Annotated in this window: 14 protein-coding genes; 7 read left to right on the forward strand and 7 right to left on the reverse strand. The window is 66.3% G+C overall.

The genetic code is table 11. The annotated features are described in order from the left end of the window. Nucleotides 1-52: 52 nt before the first annotated feature. Nucleotides 53-1,204 carry a branched-chain amino acid ABC transporter substrate-binding protein gene (locus tag AB4Y42_RS00725; protein WP_324157221.1) on the reverse strand — a complete coding sequence of 384 codons (1,152 nt, stop codon included), beginning with the start codon at nucleotides 1,202-1,204 and terminating at the stop codon, nucleotides 53-55. Between the two features lie 473 nt (nucleotides 1,205-1,677). Between AB4Y42_RS00725 and AB4Y42_RS00730 the strand changes: the two genes are divergently transcribed. Beyond that, nucleotides 1,678-2,301, forward strand: coding sequence for a helix-turn-helix domain-containing protein (locus AB4Y42_RS00730; protein ID WP_368688358.1), 624 nt, complete (start codon nucleotides 1,678-1,680; stop codon nucleotides 2,299-2,301). Nucleotides 2,302-2,311: 10 nt separating this feature from the next. On the opposite strand, the gene AB4Y42_RS00735 is transcribed toward AB4Y42_RS00730, so the two are convergent. Then, on the reverse strand, nucleotides 2,312-3,337 hold the full coding sequence (locus tag AB4Y42_RS00735) for a DUF1338 domain-containing protein (protein WP_368688357.1): 1,026 nt from the start codon (nucleotides 3,335-3,337) through the stop codon (nucleotides 2,312-2,314). 155 nt (nucleotides 3,338-3,492) lie between these two features. Here AB4Y42_RS00735 and AB4Y42_RS00740 point away from each other — a divergent pair, with 155 nt between their 5' ends. From AB4Y42_RS00740 to AB4Y42_RS00755, 4 genes are all read left to right on the forward strand, one after another. Further along, nucleotides 3,493-4,404, forward strand: a complete 912-nt coding sequence (locus tag AB4Y42_RS00740) for a LysR family transcriptional regulator (RefSeq protein WP_368693088.1) — start codon at nucleotides 3,493-3,495, stop codon at nucleotides 4,402-4,404. Between the two features lie 102 nt (nucleotides 4,405-4,506). Continuing rightward, on the forward strand, nucleotides 4,507-5,748 hold the full coding sequence (locus AB4Y42_RS00745) for an NAD(P)/FAD-dependent oxidoreductase (protein ID WP_368693089.1): 1,242 nt from the start codon (nucleotides 4,507-4,509) through the stop codon (nucleotides 5,746-5,748). 61 nt (nucleotides 5,749-5,809) lie between these two features. Beyond that, a complete protein-coding gene (gene lhpI / locus AB4Y42_RS00750; RefSeq protein ID WP_368693090.1) occupies nucleotides 5,810-6,718 on the forward strand; it encodes a bifunctional Delta(1)-pyrroline-2-carboxylate/Delta(1)-piperideine-2-carboxylate reductase in 909 nt (302 codons plus the stop codon). 72 nt (nucleotides 6,719-6,790) lie between these two features. After that, nucleotides 6,791-7,888, forward strand: a complete 1,098-nt coding sequence (locus AB4Y42_RS00755) for an asparaginase (RefSeq protein ID WP_368693091.1) — start codon at nucleotides 6,791-6,793, stop codon at nucleotides 7,886-7,888. A gap of 46 nt (nucleotides 7,889-7,934) precedes the next feature. Here the strand turns inward: AB4Y42_RS00755 and AB4Y42_RS00760 are convergent, their stop codons facing one another. Together AB4Y42_RS00760 and gltA are read right to left on the reverse strand one after the other, a co-directional pair. Beyond that, the gene (locus AB4Y42_RS00760; protein WP_368693092.1) at nucleotides 7,935-10,214 is read right to left on the reverse strand and encodes a glycogen debranching N-terminal domain-containing protein; all 2,280 of its coding nucleotides are present in this window, start codon (nucleotides 10,212-10,214) and stop codon (nucleotides 7,935-7,937) included. 249 nt (nucleotides 10,215-10,463) lie between these two features. Continuing rightward, nucleotides 10,464-11,765, reverse strand: coding sequence for a citrate synthase (gene gltA / locus AB4Y42_RS00765; RefSeq protein WP_368688351.1), 1,302 nt, complete (start codon nucleotides 11,763-11,765; stop codon nucleotides 10,464-10,466). A gap of 372 nt (nucleotides 11,766-12,137) precedes the next feature. Between gltA and AB4Y42_RS00770 the strand changes: the two genes are divergently transcribed. Next, the gene (locus tag AB4Y42_RS00770; protein WP_368688350.1) at nucleotides 12,138-12,539 is read left to right on the forward strand and encodes a hypothetical protein; all 402 of its coding nucleotides are present in this window, start codon (nucleotides 12,138-12,140) and stop codon (nucleotides 12,537-12,539) included. A 98-nt stretch (nucleotides 12,540-12,637) separates the two neighbouring features. Here the strand turns inward: AB4Y42_RS00770 and AB4Y42_RS00775 are convergent, their stop codons facing one another. From AB4Y42_RS00775 to AB4Y42_RS00785, 3 genes are all read right to left on the reverse strand, one after another. Next, a complete protein-coding gene (locus tag AB4Y42_RS00775) occupies nucleotides 12,638-13,423 on the reverse strand; it encodes an alpha/beta fold hydrolase (protein WP_368688423.1) in 786 nt (261 codons plus the stop codon). A gap of 237 nt (nucleotides 13,424-13,660) precedes the next feature. Further along, entirely contained in the window at nucleotides 13,661-14,716 is a 1,056-nt protein-coding gene (locus AB4Y42_RS00780; RefSeq protein ID WP_368688349.1) for a rod shape-determining protein, read from the reverse strand. Between the two features lie 359 nt (nucleotides 14,717-15,075). Next, entirely contained in the window at nucleotides 15,076-15,726 is a 651-nt protein-coding gene (locus tag AB4Y42_RS00785; RefSeq protein ID WP_368693093.1) for an alpha/beta hydrolase, read from the reverse strand. A 274-nt stretch (nucleotides 15,727-16,000) separates the two neighbouring features. On the opposite strand from AB4Y42_RS00785, the gene AB4Y42_RS00790 reads away from it, so the two are divergent. Then, entirely contained in the window at nucleotides 16,001-17,572 is a 1,572-nt protein-coding gene (locus tag AB4Y42_RS00790) for a DHA2 family efflux MFS transporter permease subunit (protein ID WP_368693094.1), read from the forward strand. The last annotated feature ends 25 nt before the right edge of the window (nucleotides 17,573-17,597 follow it).

Consider the following 17,597-nt stretch of genomic DNA (forward strand, 5'->3'; position numbering starts at 1 on the left):
GATTGGGCGCCGGCAGTGCCGGCGCCCTTCAAGGTAGCAGAGGCGAGTGATCTCAGTCCGCGGTGCGCGTCGTGACAGGCACCCACGCCACGTTCTTGACCTGATACAGCGTCGAACTCGGGCTCTTCAGGTCGCCCTGGGCATTGAAGGCGATCTTGCCCGTAATGCCGTCGTAGTTCGTGGCCTTCAGCGCGGCGTTGAACTGCGCGGGCGTCGCCGAGCCGGCCTTCTCCATCGCCGTGATCGCGACCCACGCCGCGTCGTAGGCGAACGGCGCGTAGGCGAGCATGTCGATGCCGTACTTCTGCTTGAACTTCGCCTCGAAGCCCTTACCCTTGGGCAGCGTGCCGAGCGGCTGGCCGTATTCCCACACCGAGGCGCCATCGGCGGAATCGCCGGCGAGCTTGATGAAGTTCGCGTCCATGACGCCGCCGCCCGCGAGGAATTGCGCCTTCAGGCCGAGCTGGCGCATGCGCTTGACGATCATGGCGGCCTGCGCGTCGAGGCCGCCGAAGAACACGAGATCCGGATTCGTGCGCTTGATGCTCGTGAGTTGGGCGCTGAAATCGACCGCCTTGTCGTTCGTGAACTCGCGCGCGACGATCGTGCCGCCGCTTGCCTTCACGGCCTTCTCGAACTCGTCGGCCTCGCCCTGGCCGAAGGCCGTGCGGTCGTCGATGATGGCAATGCGCTTCGCCTTCGTCACCGTCGCCGCATAGTTGCCCGCGTTGCCGGCGTTTTGCGAGTCGGTGGCGATCACGCGGTAGATGGTCGGCGCGCCGCTTTGCGTGATGGCCGGGTTGGTGGCGGCCGGCGTGATCATCGGAATGCCCGCCTTCGCGTAGATCTTCGAGGCCGGCAGCGTGGTGCCCGAATTGAAGTGGCCGATCACGACGGCCACGTTGTCGTCCACGAGTTGCTGCGCGACCTGCACGCCAATGCGCGGATCGCTCTGGTCATCCTGCGAATCGATCACGAACTTGACCGGCTTGCCGCCGATGGTGGGATGCGCGGCATTGGCTTCGTCCACGGCCAGACGCACGCCGTTCTCGATGTCCTTGCCATACGCGGCGCCGCCGCCCGTGAGCGGGCTGGCCACGCCGATCTTCACGACCATTTCCTGCGCGCTCACCGCGCCGGCAACCAACATCAACGACGCTGCGATCGCGCAGCCACGACGAGAAGCGAGGAAACGAGGAGACATGCGAAATTCCTTCGGGATCCGGAGCCGGCACGTGATGCGTCCGAATGGTCGCGCGGACCTTCGGCGCACTGGATTCGTCCCGCGATGCTGAGCGGCGGGACGTAAGCGGATTGTCGGCAGCCGTTTCGGTGGCATCAAACGAAATCTAATCACCACGTAATGCGCTTTTCTCATCAAGCCCGTGCACGCGGGGAATACGGCAACGCGTGACGCAGCCCCGCAGGCATTGGGAGATACCCGATAGCGCCGATATGCCCGCTTGTGCGTGGGTGTCATGCGAAAGCGCGTTGTGCACGCGCCATGCCTTGCGCCGTCTGGGTTTGCCTCAGAAATCATCAACTTCCGGATGGTCGATTTACTTAGCCATGCTTGTTAATCTCCGCATGACGCAGCAAACTCGCGCGATACGCAAATGTTATTATCGGAAACATAGAGTACGATACGAACCACCAGCGAACACCCCGAGTTCCCGAATGGAAACCCCGTCCCTCAAGCCCGCCGAGAATGCTTCGGCGGAACTGGGCAAGCGCGTCAAGGCGGCCCGGCTGAAGCTCGATTACACGCTCGAGGCCGCCAGCCGCGTGTGCGGCGTGTCGCGCTCCACGCTCTCGAAGGTGGAAAACGGCGTCATGTCGCCCACGTTCGACGTGCTGCAGAAGATCGTGCACGGTCTGAAGATCGACCTCGGCGAACTGTTCGGCTCGGCGCCCAGGCCGCGCGCGAGCGGACGCCGCGCACTCACCCGCAAGGGCGGCGGGCAGCAGCATTCGGCAGGCTGCTATCAGATGGAGTTGCTGGCCACGGAACTCGCCCACAAGGCGATGCACCCGTTTCGCATTCGCGTGACGGCGCACTCGCTCGACGAGTTCACGGAATGGGGCCGGCATGAAGGCGAAGAATTTCTCTTCGTGTTGAGCGGCTCGGTCTGCCTCTACTCCGAGCTTTACGCGCCGACGCATCTCGAAGCCGGCGACAGCCTCTATTTCGACAGCCGCACGGGGCACGCGGCCGTCTCCACGAGCGAAGAGGACGCGGAAGTCCTCTGGCTCATCAACGAGCCACACCCGGACACGCAGGACGGCGCGCCGGGCGTGTGATCCCTCAAGCTTATGCGGCGTTCGCGGTCATCTTGAAGATGCCCGTGGCGTTGCCCGCATCGAAGCGCAAATCGGTCTGCCAGCGCCGCGTGGCCTGATCGAACGTGCGCTTGCGCGTGATGAACTCGTAGAACGAGCCCGGCACCTCGCGCGTCACGCGCTCGCCGTCCGCCGCGCGGAACTCGCGCTGCACGGTGTCGGCGCGATACGCCGTCTGAAACACACGGCCCGAGCGCGAGGTCTCGACGCTGGGCTTCATCGGGCGCCCCTTGGCTTTCTCGTCGTCCGAAAGCTTGAATACGTCTTCCACACGGTCGGTCGCGTGATTGAAGGCATTGCCTTCCGTTGCGATCCACGCCATTTCCGCCGATTCCCGCAGCAATGTCTCGTAGTCCGAAATAGACGGCACTTCGTGCTGTCGCGCGAACGCCCCGACGATCACGGGCAGCAGCTGCAGCGCCGCGTCGAGCGGCAGCGAGCCGTCGCGTTCGAGTTCGGAGAGCTGCGCCATGGCCAGCGGCGTAAGCGGGTCTTTCGACGCCCCCACCACGTTCGTCACAGCTTGCTGGAACGCCGCCGAAAAGCGCTCGGGGTGCAGCTCGCTCACGAAGAACTGCGCGATCTCGTCGGGCGCGTCTTCGTGGGCGTAGGCGCGTCCCGTCATGCCGAGCTTGTCCAGCGGATAGCGGCCATTCAGGCGAAAGCCGAGCGGACGCAGGATGCGCGTGAACGCCGCTTCGCCGGGCGGCAGCGCACCGCTCTGCGCCCAGCGCACCGTGCGCAGCGCGCCATGGTCGAAGTACACCGCGCCGCCCTGCGCCACCGTGTCGTTCGTGTACGTGCGGCCGTTGGGCGAGCGCTCGAGCAGGTCTTCGAACAGCGCCATGTTCATCGCCTGGGCGAGTTCGGCGCGCGTGACGGTGCCGCTTTCCCAGTCGGCGAGCGTCGACGGAAAGTTCAGCGTTGCAAAGAGGGTTTCAGTTTTCTCGCGGCCCAGCAGTGCGGACAACAAGCGTTCTACGTTCGAATTGCGCATCACCAATCTCACAGGAAACGACCGCGTGGCAGCGGTCATCAAACGGGCCTCTGGCCATCGGTTTCGGCCAACTATACGTAAAACGCATTATTCAAATGGTTGCGCGCCGCGTAAAGCGAGATTAAATTGTCACTTGATGAGTTTCTGGAATCACCATGCGCAAGTTCAAGATCCCGAACATCGGCGCGCTGACGGCCTTCGAAGCCGCGGCGCGGCACGAGAGCTTCACTCACGCCGCCAAGGAGCTGTTTCTCACCGAAAGCGCGGTCTCGCGCCAGATCGCTACGCTCGAATCGAATCTCGGCGTGCGCCTCTTCGTGCGCGCCAAACAGCGGGTCGTGCTCACACGCGCGGGCCGGCTCTATAGCACCCAGGTGCGCCGTGCGCTCGAAAACCTCGATCGCGATACGCTCTCCATCATCGCGCACGGCAGCGGCGGCGGTTATCTGGAACTCGCGGTGCTGCCGACCTTCGCGTCCGAGTGGCTGATTCCGCGCCTCAAGGACTTCTACGACCGCACGCCCGACGTGCGCGTGAACATGGGCGTGCGCACCGAGACGTTTTCGTTCGAGGAATCGCATTTCGAAGCCGCAATCCACTACGGCAAGCCGACCTGGCCCGGCACGTCGTCCGACTTTCTGTTCGGCGAGGAAGTGGTGCCCGTCTGTTCGCCGTCGCTGCTCGCGCGCCCCGTCAAGAAGGCGCATGAACTGCTCGCCTACCCGCTGCTGCACTCCACCACGCGCCCCGACGCATGGACGCGCTGGTTCTCCGACCTCGGCGTGGAAGACAACGCCACCATGCACGGCGTGCGCTACGAACTGCACACCATGCTGATCGCCGCGGCCGCCGCCGGCCTCGGCGTGGCGCTCGTGCCGAAGTTCTTCGTCGAAGGCCAGCTCGAGCGGTTCGGCGTCGTCATGCCGTTCGAAGCCCCGGCGATTGCCGATGGCGGCTACTACTTCGTCTATCCCACCGAACTCAGCCACGGCAAGCCACTGGAACTGTTCCGCGCGTGGCTGCTCGAGCAGGCGAGCGCCTACAACGCTTCACAAGCGCAAGGCTGATCGGCAGGTCGAACACGCGAGATGCACAATCAGAAAAAAGTTTCCTATAGGAAATAGTTGGGTTAGCATCGGACGAAATCACTTCTTCGTCGCGAGACTGACATGGAAGACGTCGTCGTCATCGGTGCGGGCATCATCGGGGCCAGCGCCGCGCTCAACCTGGCGCAGCGCGGCATGCGCGTGCATATCGTCGACAGCGGCCCGCCCGGTTCGGGCTGCTCGTTCGGCAACGCGGGCCTGATCGCGGTCGATCATGTCGCGCCGCTCGCGAGCCCCGAGACGATGGCCGGCCTGCCCCGCATGCTGCTGCGCCGCGACAGCCCGCTGCGCCTGCACAAGCGCAGCCTGCCGCGCATGGCGCCGTGGGTGCTGGAGTTCGCCGCGCAGGCGCAGCGCCCGCGCTTCCGGCGCAATACGCGTGCGCTCGCGAGCCTCGTGACCGGTGCGGCGCAAGCCTGGCGTCGTCTGCTGGATCAGCACATCGCCGTCGACCTCTTTCGCGACGTCGGCTCGCTCTACGTGTTCGAACAACCCGTTGCGCACGCAACGGAACGCGCGCAACTCGATCTGCTCGACCGGCACGGTGTGCGCTACGAAAATCTCACGGCGGAGCAGGTGCGGCGCGACTATCTGCCGTCGCTCACGCCGCATATCAGCCATGCGCGCTACTTTCCCGGCATGGCTTCGGTCACGCATCCGCAGCAGGTCGTCGAGCGCATTTTCGGGGCCGCGCTCGCAGCGGGCGCGAGATTCACGAGCGCGGCCGTCGATGCCTTGCGCGCCCTGCCCGACGGCCGTATCGACGTCACGCTGAACGGCGCGACGCACCCAGTTGCCAAGGTACTGATCGCGGCTGGCTCGCGGAGCGCCGAGCTCGCGCAGCAGCTCGGCGCGAGGATTCCGCTGACCAACGAGCGTGGCTATCACGTCCAGCTCGACGCGCCCTCGCAGGACACGCTGCGCGTGCCCGTGAGCTTCGTCGAGCGCGGCTTCACCTGCAACCCGATGGCGCAAGGCATCCGGCTTGCCGGCACCGTCGAACTCGGCGCGCGCGGCGCACCCGACTGGCGCCGCGCCGACATGCTCGCCACGCAGTTCCAGACGCTCTTTCCCGGCGCGCGGGCGGCGCAGGTCGCGAGCCGCTGGTACGGCGAGCGCCCCACGCTGCCCGACTATCTGCCGATGATCGGCGAGATGCGCGGCGCACGGAACGTGTTCGTCGCGACCGGCCATCAGCATCTGGGCCTCACGCTCGGGCCGCTCAGCGGCGAACTCGTCGCACAATTGATGGCGCACGAGACCCCCGCCGTCGATCTCGCGCCGTTTCGCATCGACCGCTTTTGAGGCCGGCGGCCGGAACGCACGCCGCCCCACCTACGCATCATTCATCAGGAGAGAAGATTCGATGGAGCCCATCGCGATTTACGACGCAACCGCCACGGCGCGCCTGCTCGACTTCGGCGTGCTGGTCGACGCCCTCGCCACGGCCGCGCAGGACCACGACGCGGGCCGCATGCACGCGCCCGTGCGCACGGGCGTGCCGCTCAAGGGCAACGGCGTCATGCTCTCGATGCCCGCCAGCGCCGACGACATCGCCATCCACAAGCTCGTGAGCGTGTGCCCCGCCAACGCGGCGCTCGGCCTGCCGACCATCTTCGGCGCGGTGACGGCGTGCAATGGCGCGACGGGGCAGCCGGAGTTCATCCTCGACGGCCCGACCGTGACCGGGCGGCGCACCGCGGCGCTCTCCATGCTGGGCGTGCGCCTCTTTCACCCCGGCGCGCCGCGCGCGTTTCTGGTGATCGGCACCGGACAGCAGGCGCGTTTTCATGCCGAGGCAATCGGCCAGCTCTATCCGGCGGCGACGCTCTACGTGAAAGGCCGGACCGAAGCGTCCGAAGCGGCATTCCGCGCCCATTTCGCGCAGTCCGGCGTGGACGTAACGCCCGCGCATAGCGGAGTCCCGCAAGCAGCCGACGTGGTGATCGCCGCGACGACGAGCAAGACGCCCGTGTACGACGAAGCGGCACGCAAAGACCGGCTCGTGATCGGCGTGGGCGCCTTCACGCCCGACGCGGCCGAAATCGGCCAGGAAACGGTGCGGGCGAGCCGCGTCTTCGTCGACGATCTCGCCGCCGCGCGCGAAGAAGCCGGCGACCTGCTGCAGGCCGGCGTCGACTGGGCGAACGTGCGCACGATCGGCTCCGCTGTGGCAAACGGCGCGGCACAGGACGGCAGTCCTGTGCTCCTGAAGACGGTTGGCAGCGGTGCGTGGGATCTCGCGGCGTGCCGCGTAGCCCGGCAAATGCGCTGACCCGCACGCGCGGCATAGAATCGCGCATCGACCGCGCAGCGCGGTCCCATCCGGGAACCAAGGCAGAGCACCATGACGACGAGCGCCCCCCAATCCGCCGTGAAAGTCCTGCGCGGCGGTGTCATCGAAACCACGCATATCGCCCACATTGCCGTGGTCGACACCCAGGGCCGCCTGCTCTACGCATTGGGCGACCCGCATCGCATAACGCTCGTGCGCTCGGCGGCCAAGCCCGCGCAGGCGCTCGCCGTGGCCGAAACCGGCGCGCTCGAACGCTTTGGCTTCGACGACGCCGATCTCGCGCTCATGTGCGCCTCGCATAGCAGCGAGGACCGCCATATCGAGCGGACGCGCGCGATGCTCGCCAAGGTGTCCGCCACGGAATCGGACCTGCGTTGCGGCGGCCATGTGCCGATCTCCGACGCCGTCTACAAGGCGTGGATCAAGCGCGACTTCACGCCGGGCGCCGTGTGCAGCAACTGCTCGGGCAAGCACGCGGGCATGCTTGCGGGCGCGCGCGCGATCGGCGCGGCGCTGGCCGATTACCATCTGCCTTCGCACCCCTTGCAGCAACATGTGAAGCAGGTCGTGGCCGATGTGTGCGATCTTCCCGAGACGGGCGTCGAGTGGGGTATCGACGGCTGCAATCTGCCCACGCCGGCCTTTCCGCTCGACCGGCTCGCCCGCCTGTTCGTGAAGCTCGCCGATGCACAGGACCGCGCGGGCTTCCCGGGCTCAGCGGCCTCAGCGGGCTCGGCCGCGGCCGACGCGCGCTCGCAGGCGCTCGCCCACATCTATCGCGCGATGACGTCGTATCCGGAACTCGTGGCGGGCGAAGGCCGCTTCTGCACGGCGCTCATGCGCGCGTTCGAAGGCGCGCTCGTCGGCAAGCTCGGCGCGGCGGGCAGCTATGCGATTGGCGTGCGTGCAAGCGCGGCGACCGCGCCGCATACGGGCGGCCCGGCATTGGGTATCGCGGTGAAGATCGAAGACGGCGATCCGACCGCGCTCCATGCCACCGTCGTGGAAGTGCTCAGGCAACTGGGCATCGGCACGCCGGAACAGCTGGCACAACTAACGAAATTCGACGCCCCGCGCATCGTCAACACGATGGGCGTCGAGACGGGTTACGTCGCGCCGCAGTTCACGCTGCAGCGCGCCGCTTCGTAATCAGCGCAGAAATAGGCGCGCGGGCTTTGCAAGCCCGCGCCCAGATTCACAGCAACGCCACGACCTTCACGTCGCTGCGATCGGCCGATGCCACGACCTTGCCGTCCACACGGCGGAACATGAGCGTCACCGTATGCTTGCCCACGCGCAGATCGCCCACTTCGAGCCAGTCGATGCCTTCGGGCAGCATGGGCTGCTCGACCCGCACCTCGTTGCGCGCCGCGTCGATCGTCACGCCAAGACACGCTTCGAGCATCATGAACGGCGAACCCGCAGCCCAGGCTTGCGGCAGGCAGGCCACCGGATACGCCGTGGGCGGCTCGCCGCGCCGGCGCGGGAACCCGCAGAACAGTTCGGGCAGACGCATGTCGAACGTCACCGCGGCCTCGAACAGCGCCTGCAGGAGGCGCACCGCTGCCGCCTTGCGGCCATAGCGCGCGAGACCGCGTGCGCACAGCGCGTTGTCGTGCGGCCAGACCGAGCCGTTGTGGTAGGCCATGGGGTTGAAGCGCGCCTGGCCCGCCGCGAGCGTACGCACGCCCCAGCCCGTGTGAAACAGCGCCGATTCGAGCACTTCCGCCACGGCGCGGCCGCGCGCCTCCTCGGGCAGCCCGAAGGCGAGCAGATGTCCCGCGTTCGACGCGAGCACGCGGCACAAATCGCCGTGGCCATCGAGCGCGATGCCGTAGAACTCCGACTCCGGCATCCAGAACTTCTCTTCCACGCAGCGGCGGATTTTGGCGGCGCGCGCGGCGTAGCGCGCCGCGTCTTCGACCTGGCCGCGATGCGTGGCGAAACGCGACATCGTCTCGAACGCCGCGCTCGCGTACGCCTGCACTTCGACTAGCGCGATCGGTCCATCGGGGAAACGGCCGTCCGCGTGGAAGACGGAGTCGTGGCTGTCCTTCCAGCCCTGGTTCGCAAGCCCGCCTTCCGATTCGCGCCGGTAGTCGAGCAGACCGAGTTTGTTGCGGTCGCATACACCTGCGACCCAGGCCGCCGCGCGCTCCAGCGCCGGCCACAACTCGTCGATCAGCGAGGTGTCGCCCGTGCGTTCGACATAAGCGCCCGCCAGCACGACGAACAGCGGTGTGGTGTCCACCCCGCCGTAGTAGAGCGCGAACGGGACTTCACCCGTGGCGGCCATCTCGCTCTTGCGCATTTCGTGCATGATCTTGCCGACCGCCGCGTCGCGGAACGCCGAATCCTCACGCGCCTGATGTTCCGCGAGAAAACGCAGCACGCCCTGCGCGAGCGCGGGCGTGAGCCACAGCGTCTGCAGCGAGGTGATGACCGCGTCGCGGCCGAACGGCGTGGAGAACCACGGAATGCCCGCATACGGATACGGGCCGGTCGGCAGGTCGGTCGTCAAGAGACCGAGGTCGGCGATCGAGCGGTTGATCCACGCATTGAAGAGCGGATTGCTCGAACGCAAGTGCGCCGCCGCGCGGCGGCGTTCGCGCATCACGATATGCGAGTCGACCAGCGCGGCGCGCTGGGCGGCGCGGCCCACGCGCTGCTCCTGCGAGTCCGCGAGGCAATGCGGCGGCTGGAAGATGCCCGCGCTCTGCGTGCCGGGCGCGGCGCCGGGCATGGCCTCGACTTCGATCGCCACCGTGAGATAGATCGAGACGCAGGCCTGCGCGGGCAGATCGACCGTGAAGTCGGCGCGATCGGCGAGGAGTTTGTTCGGCGTGGGCGAGAACTCGATACGCACGCGCCGCGCGACCTTGTCGAGGCCGACGTATTCGAGCCGGACTTCGCCGTCTTCGACTCGCGGCGGCATGAGCGTGCCGCGTTTTTCGCGCTTCAGGCCGCGTACTTCGAACATGTCGCGGAAGTCGCTCGCGAACGAGATGGAAAGCGGCACCACGGCGTCTTCGGTGCCGTAGTTCGTGAGTTCGATGGCCTCGGTCATCATCGTGCCGGAGAGCACGCGCTCGCGCTGCACGTGAATCACGCCCTCGGGCGTGGTCGTGCCGCCGAGCGGCGGCAGCGGACGATTGGTCAGGTGGGCCGTGAACACGGCGTTGTCGCTGCTCACGCTGCCCGAGAGCAGCGAGGGCACGCGCCCACCGAAAGTGAGGCGCAGCGACGAGAGCACGCGCGTGTCGTTGACGAACAGGCCGTCGTCGATGCCGGTGATGTCGCCGAGCGGATCGTTGACGATGAAGGTGCCGCCCGACTTCAGCACATGCTGGTCGGCGCTTGCGACCTCGGGTGTTTCGGGCGCGATGAACGCGCCGTCGGTTTCTCGCGTGTCCTGGTCGGGATGATCCACGCCGCTTGAGCGCGTGACGCCGCCGAGTGTTTCAGGATCCTGCATTGCGTGCCTCCTGGGTCCCATGCAAAGGGTTACGGTACGGTTCGCTTGCGGTTGATTGTAGTGGCTTCGGCGCACGCGTTGGGCGAATGCGCGAAGAACGGGCGAAAGATACGCGCGAAAATCGGTGGCAAATCGCGGCGAGAGCAAGGATCGTGCGCGGAAAAAATTGCGGGCGCCGGCACGACGTAACGTGCGGGCGCCCGTGGAGGCAATGCGCTCGCGCGCCGGAAGCGGCGCGCGGCTCGAGGATCAGCGTTGCGAAATCGGCTTCGCGACGCGCGGCGTTTCGCCGATGAAGAGCTGGCGCGGACGGCCGATCTTCTGCTCGGGGTCGGCGATCATCTCGTTCCACTGCGCGATCCAGCCCACCGTACGCGCCATCGCGAAGATGCAGGTGAACATCGAGGTCGGGATGCCCAGCGCGCGCTGCACGATACCCGAGTAGAAGTCGACGTTCGGGTACAGCTTGCGCGACACGAAGTATTCGTCTTCCAGCGCGATCTTTTCGAGCTGCATGGCGAGCTTGAACAAAGGATCGTCGTGCAGGCCCAGTTCGTTGAGCACTTCGTAGCACGTTTCGCGCATGAGCTTCGCACGCGGGTCGTAGTTCTTGTACACGCGGTGGCCGAAGCCCATCAGCTTCACGCCCGAGTTCTTGTCCTTCACCTGTTCGATGAACTTCGGGATGTTATCGACCGAGCCGATTTCTTCGAGCATGTTCAGCGCGGCTTCGTTCGCGCCGCCGTGCGCCGGGCCCCACAGGCAGGCGATACCGGCCGCGATACACGCGAACGGATTCGCACCCGACGAACCGGCCAGACGCACAGTAGACGTCGAAGCGTTCTGCTCGTGGTCGGCGTGCAGGATGAGAATGCGGTCGAGCGCGCGCACGAGCACGTCGTTGACCTTGTACTCTTCGCTCGGCGCGGAGAACATCATGCGCATGAAGTTCGCGCTGTACGACAGGTCGTTCTGCGGATACACGAACGGCTGGCCGATCGAATACTTGTACGCCATGGCGACGAGCGTCGGCAGCTTCGCGATCATACGGATCGCCGACACCTCGCGATGCTTCTCGTTGTTGATGTCGAGCGAGTCGTGATAGAACGCGGACAGCGCGCCGACCGCCGCCACCAGAATCGCCATCGGATGTGCGTCACGGCGGAACCCCCGGAAAAAGAAGTGCATCTGCTCGTGAACCATCGTGTGGTTCGTCACCGAGGCCACGAATTCGTCCTTCTGTTGCTGCGTGGGCAGCTCGCCCTTGAGCAGGAGGTAGCAGCTTTCGAGGAAGTCGGCGTTTTGCGCGAGGTTGTCGATCGGGTAGCCGCGGTAGAGCAGCTCGCCCTTGTCGCCGTCGATATACGTGATCGCCGAGTTGCACGACGCCGTGGACATGAAGCCCGGGTCATACGTGAACATGCCGGTCTGGCCGTACAGCTTACGGATGTCGATCACGTCCGGGCCCTGGGTGCCCTTGTAGACCGGCAACTGCACGCCTTCAGCGTGGCCGGGGATCGTGAGCGTGGCGTGTGTCTTCGAGTCGATCATTTTCTGTCCTTGAATTGCTGTCACATCGCAATACTTCGCGCAAAACCTCGCGCAACAGGACGCAGCCGCCGGAAAGGCCGGCATCGCTGCGACCGCTTGCCGCATTCTACGGCGCGGTGCAGCATCGATTGATAGCACAGCCAGCAACAATCCCTCTTCAAGCTCGCAACACTGCCAGGCTTGCGGCTTCCTTAACGCCGATTCCTGCAACAATATTTTGCTCTTGCAGCGCAACATGTCGCACCCCATCTTTGCGATACTGCTTGACATGCAAGGGTTTTCCATTACTTGCATTTTGTAATCCAGCCTGATCTCACGGGCGGCCGTTTTCACCGCCACACGCGCTTAAAGCAAAACGTAAGGAAGCAACAGATGAACATCTCGGTCGACACCCTGTTCGCAGAAGACGAACAAGCAGAGGGCGCCGTTGTCACGGCACTCAATCACCAGGACATCGTGGTCGCACTGTCCGCTGCGCTTGCCAGCGAACGCGTGGCCGTGCTGCACATGCTGTATCCGCGCACCGACGCGCGCACGCATCGCAGCCTCGATCACCTCGTGGACGCGCTCAACGGCCACGGCCTGCACCAGGTCGCCCGCCTCGTTTCGCAGGAAGCGCACTATCTCGTGTTCAAGGATCCGGTGAAGGCATGGAAGGCCTTCCACGAAATCCGCAACGATTCGCTCGCGATCGGTGTGCACCTCTATTACGCGGGCCTCGTCGGCGAGGCTGCCGAGCACACGCTCGACGCCCACGCGCACGGCCGAGACTAAGCGAGAGTCCTTCGGACTACGGTATTTCTCGCAGCAACGAAAAGGGGCGGCCGCATCGCGTGGCCGCCCCTTTTTCGCATCGCGTGAATCTGCGCGCGTCAGCGCCCGTGGCCGCTCACGAAGCGATCGATCAACTCGTTGAACGCGGCGGGCCGCGCCAGATTCATCCCATGCGATGCGCCCGCCACACTTGCGCGGCGCGCATCGGGCAGCCAGGCATCGAGCGCGGCCACGGCCCGGTGAAACACCTCCGGACTCAGCTCGCCGTCGATCAGCAGCACGGGGCATTGCACCTCGGCGGCCTGCTCGCGCGAGTACGCAGGCAGCGGATCCTGAAACTGCGGCCCAAGCGTGTGTGCGTTGTCGGTGGCCATGCGGCGAAACCCATGTGTGCTCTTCGCCCAGAAGCCGGGCCGGCTCACCGAATCGACGAACAACTCCAGCCCCGCGTCCACCTGGCCCGACTCGATCAGCGCCACGGCGCGGGCGCGCAGCGCATTGACGTTCTCGGGGAGCGTAGCGAGCGTCTGGCCCGGCTGCTGGACCGGCCCGCCAGGATCGGCGAGCGTGAGCGTGCGCACGTGCTGCGGATGGCGCCGCGCGAACTGGAACGACACGAGGCCGCCGCGCGAATGCCCGATCACATGCGCCGGGCCGGCGCCCAGGGCTTCGATGAACGCCGCGAGTTCATCCGCATGCTGCCGCCAGCTGAATGGCAGGCCGCGCGCAGCGTCCGCGGCGGGCCAGTAGTGCGTGAGACTCACCGATACACAGCGATATTGTTGCGCGAGGCCGGCCAGCTGCGGCTGCCAGTAGCGGTAATCGCAAAGCGAGCCGTGCACGAAGAGAAGGAGTTCGCCCTCGCCCCGTTCGACATAGGGCATGGGCAGGCCGCCGGGCAGTTCGATGAACGTACCGGGGGCCGGAAAAGCGGCTGGATTCACGGCTGGACGAGGTGGAGACAACGGGACAGCGGCACATTGAAAGGACAAAACGGCCTACGGGCAGTCCATCGCGGCGCACGCCGGCAAAGTGGCGTATTGTCCCACGCCCGCGGCGCGAACACCGGGCACGCCGGCGCCCCGGAGAAGCGCCGTTGCCTCGTGCGCCGGCTTGCGCCGTTATTCGACCATTTCGAAAGCGTGCTCGCTCATGAGCGAGGCCGCCGCGCCCGCACCGCGCACCGCGCAGGTGAGCGGCTCGTCGGCCACCCGCACGGTCACGCCAAGTTCGGCGGCGAGGCACTGGTCGAGCCTGCCGAGCAGCGAGCCGCCGCCCGTGAGCACGATGCCGCTATCGGCGATATCGGTGACGAGTTCGGCGGGCGCCGTCTCGAGCACCTGCCGTACCGCGTTGATCACCACGCGCAACGGCGCGGCCAGCGCGTCCACCACGTCGTGGCTCGTGATCTCGACCGTGCGCGGCAGACCGTCTTCCATGCTGCGCCCGGTCGCGCGGATGCGTTCGATGGGTTCGCCGTAGAGCGCGCAGCCAATCGTCTTTTTCACGTGTTCGGCGGTCTGGTCTCCCAGCACGACGCCATAGAGCGTACGCACATGGTCGACGATGGCGCGGTCGAACTGGTCGCCGCCCACGCGCACCGAGCCGCTGCACGCCACGCCGCCCAGCGCGACGATGCCCACTTCCGTCGTGCCGCCGCCGATATCCACGACCATCGAGCCCGTCGCCGCGTGCACCGGCAGACCCGCACCGAGCGCCGAAGCCAGCGACTCGCCGATCAGGTTCACGCTCGCAGCGCCCGCCGCGAAGGCCGCCTCGCGAATCGCGCGGAGTTCGACGCGCGTCGCGCCCGCCGGCACGCACACCGTGAATGCCGCACGGCGGCCGAGCAGACGGCGCGGCTGCGCCATCGCCACGAAGCGGCGCATCATGTGTTCGGCAGCGGAAAAATTGGCGATCACGCCGTGCGAGAGCGGCCGCACCGTCTCCATATTGGCCGGCGCGCGGCCGAGCAGATCCTTCGCCTCGCGGCCCACGGCGGCCACCGTCGTCTCGTTCGCACCCGCGCGCCGCTCGAAGCAGACCACGGAGGGCTGGTTCAGCACGATGCCCTTGTCGGCGGTGTAGATGAGCGTGTTGGCCGTACCGAGATCGAGCGCCACGTCCTGGCGGAACAGCCTTTTGGAAAAAATGGATTGCGGCTTGGCTCGGGCCATATTGGTCTGAAGTTCGGTTCTTTTTGGCGACCCGGCAGACGACGCGCCGCCGGATGGCATTCCCGATGGCGGCCTCGTCCAGGCAGCGCGAACCAGCCGCGCGCCGGGCGGAACGGGCCTACGCGGCCCACAGGGTCGCGGCGACTCCCCGTAATAACGGCCGCGACCGGCGCGAACTTTAGCCGGTCGAAAAACAACTGCATAGCCTATCCGGAAAATATGGCCGAAATACGACACTGCGGGCTTGTGCGACTGCCAATTTGTACCGATTTAGCCCGCTGATGGCACCGGATCGCGGCCGATTCACGCTGATTAACGGGGACCGACCTCGTCCCCGCCAGCAATCGGATCGGACGCGGTTAGCCGCGCGCGAGCGCGCGCACCAGGGCGTCGCGCCCGAGCATGACGCCTTGCGGCGTGATCGTGTGGCCAACGCCCGGCAGCGCGAACGCGGTGACCGCGAAGCCCGCGTCGCTGAACGCGGCGGCGGCGCGCTCCAGTTCGCTCGCCGGAATCACTTCGTCGTCCTCGCCGTGCACGAGCGTGAGCACCGTGCGGCTTTTCGCGATGACGGGCGTGACGAGCCGGCCCGCATAGGCGACCACGGCCGCCGCGCCCGCCGTCTGCGTGGCCACGTGGTAGAGCGACATGATCGAGCCTTGCGAGAAGCCCACCAGCGCGAGCGCGTCGTGGCCGAGCCCCCAGTGGGCGAGTTCGGCGGCGAGCCGCCGCTCGAACACCTGCGAGGCGACGACGACACGCGCCTCGCGATTGGTTTCGCTGATGTCGCGCAGGCTGAACCACTGGCGTCCGCCAAAGCCGCCGTCGAACGGCTCGCTGCCGTCGAGCGACGTGAACGCGACGCCCGGCAGCGCATCGCGCCATACGTCGGCGAGCGGCGTGAGGTCCTGTGCGTTGCTGCCTACTCCGTGCAGCAGCACGACGAGCGCGTGCGCGGCGCCATCGGCCGGCGCCAGACGCCAGCCCCCTTCGAATGCTTCCCAGCTCATGGTCGGACCTCCCCTGTACTGACGATCGTATTGTGTGTCCAGCGCACGCTTTTTGCGCGGCGCGCGGCAGGCGCAAGGATACGCTCGCCACGCCGCGCGTGTACGAAAGACTCCATTTCCCGGCATTACATAAAGCCGCAACCGCAGCACGATCGCGCGAAAGCCATTCGCAAGCCCCATGACCCTGCACCGCATGGGGATGCTCCGCGGCCGGCGATGGCGAAGGGCGATTACAGGTATCCTGTGCCGCAAACCGAATCCGCGGAGAACACGCTTGAACCAGCCCGCCGCATCATCGGCGCCGCCCGCGCCACCGCCCCCGCTCCAGGGAGGCAGCCTGGTCCTCGGCACCATCGCGGTCTCGCTCGCGACCTTCATGAACGTGCTCGACACGTCGATCGCCAACGTCGCCATTCCGACCATCTCCGGCGACATGGGCGTGTCCGTCGACGAAGGCACATGGGTCATCACCGTGTTCGCGGCGGCCAACGCCGTTTCCATTCCGCTGACCGGCTGGCTCACGCAACGTTTCGGCCAGGTCCGCCTGTTCGTCACCTCGATCCTCTCGTTCGTGCTGGCGTCGTGGCTGTGCGGCATCGCGCCGACCCTGCCATTCCTGCTCGTCGCGCGCGTGCTGCAAGGCGCCGTGGCCGGCCCGCTCATTCCGCTTTCCCAGGCCGTGCTGCTCGGATCCTGGCCGAAAGACAAATCGTCCACAGCGCTCGCCTTCTGGGCGATGACCACGACCGTCGGCCCGATCGCGGGACCGGCGCTCGGCGGCTGGATCACCGATAGCTACAACTGGTCGTGGATCTTTTACATCAACATTCCGGTGGGCCTCTTCGCGGGCTTCGTCACGTGGACGATCTATCGCAACCGCGAGTCACCCACGCGCAAGCCGCCTATCGACGTCGTGGGCCTCGGTCTGCTCATCACCTGGGTTGCTTCGCTGCAGATCATGCTCGACAAGGGCAAGGACCTCGACTGGTTCAATTCGCCGGTGATCGTGACGCTCGGCATCCTCGCGCTCATCAGTTTTGCGTTTTTCCTCGTGTGGGAGCTGACCGAGGAGCACCCGATCGTCGATTTGCGTTTGTTCGGACAACGTAACTTCCTCGGCGGCACGATTGCGATCTCAGTGGCGTACGCGGTGTTCTTCGGCAATCTGGTGCTGCTGCCGCAATGGATGCAGGAGTACCTCAACTATCGCTCCGTGGACGCAGGCCTCGTGACCGCGCCGCTCGGCGTGTTCGCGGTGATCCTGTCTCCGGTCGTGGGGCGCCTGTTGCCGCGCTCCGACGCGCGCATCATCGCGACGATCGCGTTCGTGATGTTCGCGGGGGTGTTCTACATGCGTTCGCTGTACGTGATCGAAATCGACACCTTCCATCTCGTGCTGCCCACGCTGCTGCAGGGCATCCCGATGGCGCTCTTCTTCGTGCCGCTCACGGCGATCATTCTCGCGGGGCAGCCGCCGAGCCGCGTGCCGGCGGCGGCGGGCCTCTCGAACTTCGTGCGCGTGTTCTGCGGCGCGGTGGGCACCTCGATCGCGACCAACGCCTGGAACAACCGCACGATCCTGCATCACGCGCGGCTCACGGAGCAGGCCTCCGTCAACAACCCGACCTTCGTGCAGGCGATGGACCAGACCCAGAAGGTGCTGAATTTGAGCGAGCCCTCCGCGCGCGCGCTATTCGACTTTCAGCTCACCACGCAGGCCGCCATGATGGGGCTGAACGACATTTTCCATATCTCGGCGATCATCTTTCTCGTGATCATTCCGCTCATCTGGATCACGAAGTCGACGAAGGGCGGCGGAGGCGGCGGCGCGGCGGGAGCGCATTGACGCGCGAGGTCGACTCGGGGCGCGC

This window comes from Paraburkholderia sp. EG286B, assembly GCF_040965655.1.
Taxonomy (GTDB): Bacteria; Pseudomonadota; Gammaproteobacteria; order Burkholderiales; family Burkholderiaceae; genus Paraburkholderia.